The organism is Nonomuraea typhae (assembly GCF_009760925.1).
GTDB classification, from domain to species: domain Bacteria; phylum Actinomycetota; class Actinomycetes; order Streptosporangiales; family Streptosporangiaceae; genus Nonomuraea; species Nonomuraea typhae.
In genome coordinates, this window is record NZ_VRLV01000041.1 from 1 (window position 1) to 1,568 (window position 1,568).

Annotated in this window: 1 protein-coding gene; it reads right to left on the bottom strand. The window is 69.8% G+C overall.

Going from position 1 to position 1,568, the window contains the following annotated elements; genetic code table 11:
• On the bottom strand, positions 1–1,568 hold a 1,568-nt coding region (locus FVE25_RS53605), incomplete at both ends, for an ISAzo13 family transposase (protein ID WP_157255256.1).

Consider the following 1,568-nt stretch of genomic DNA (forward strand, 5'->3'; position numbering starts at 1 on the left):
TTTGGCATCTTCGGCGAGGACGCGTGCGTGCAGAAGGCGTAAGGCGCCGGGTGGGGTGCGCGCGGGAGCGATGTGGGTGCCGTGTCGGTCGAGTAGTTCGCCGATGCTGCGGGTAGTGCGGTAGGCGGTGGTCCGGCTGGTGGCGAACAAGACGGCCAGGGGTTCGAAGGCCAGGCCCAGCCGCTGGTGCAGCACGGTGAGCAGGACCTGATCGGTGAACGGCACGGTGGGCGGGCGGCCGGGTTTGATGCGCTGGCGCTGCCGGTCCAGGGCGAGCAGGTCGGCGGTCAGGCGGTCCAGGTCCGGGCGAGGCATTCCGGTCAGGGCGGGGTCGGATAGGACGTGCGGATCCCACCGGCCGGCGTGCTGATCATCACCGGACTGATCGTCATCGGCGGGGTCGGGGGCGGCGTCCAGAGCCGGGTGCAGGGTGTAGTTCCACTCGCCGTGGAAGGCGTGCCGAGCCAGGGGCAGGGCGGCCAGGTCGGCGTTGCTGACCCGCGCACCAAGCGGATAGGAGCCGGCATCGAGTGCGGCCTGCACCCGCAGTCCGGTGGTCGTGGTGGTGGCGCAGATGCTGTTGACCACTACCTCGTGGCTGGTCAGCGGCCTGCCTCGCCAGTTCATCGTGATATGCGCGAACAGCCGGTGCTCCACCTTGTTCCACTTCGACGTGCCCGGCGGCAGGTGACACACGGTGATGGCCAGGCCGGTCTCGGCCGCCAGCGCCGCCAGTTCGCTTTTCCAGGCCCGGGTGCGATACCCGTTGGCGCCACCGGCATCCGCGGTGATCAGCAGCCGGTCGGCGTGCGGATAGGCGAGCCTGCCCTGGGCGTGCCACCAGCGGCGGATCGAGGCGACCGCGAAGGCGGCAGTGTCGTGATCCGTGCCAACGTTCACCCACCCGGTGTTGGCCGCGAGGTCGTATACCCCGTACGGAATCGCCTTGCCCACCGCCGACTCGGCGAAGTCATAGACGTTCACCGGCACCGGCTTACCCTTCGGCCGCCATTGCCGCCCAGCGTTCTTGAACTCCCCGATCAGTTCCTTCTTCTTGGTGTCCACACTGATCACCGGCTGCCCAGCGTCGCGATGCTCGCGGACCTGCTCATTGAGGTAGCAAAACTGCGCATCGCGGTCCGGATGCTGGGCGCCCTCCAGCGTCTTGGCGTTGGCCTGCAGGCCAAACCCCTCGCCGCGCAGGATGTCCGCGATGGTGTCGGCCGACACCCGATGCCCTTGGCGGGTCAGCTCGCCGGCCAGCTTGCGGGTGGACTTGGTGGTCCAGCGCAGCGGAGAGGTGGGGTCTCCGCGCTCGTCCGGCTCGACCAGGGCCAACAGCGCCGACCGTAACTCAGGGTCGGTCTCGATCAGCCGCTTGCGGCCTCCGCCCGGACGGCGCGCCCGCCCCAGCGGCTCGGCACCAGCTTCCAGCTCATCGACGCCCAGTGACACCGTCGCTTCTCGCACGCCTGCGGCCTGGGCCACCGCCCGGAGCCCGCCATGGCCCAAGGCTCGGGCCTCGGCGCCCAGCAGCAGTCGACGCTGCCGCTCATCCAGATGCGGCA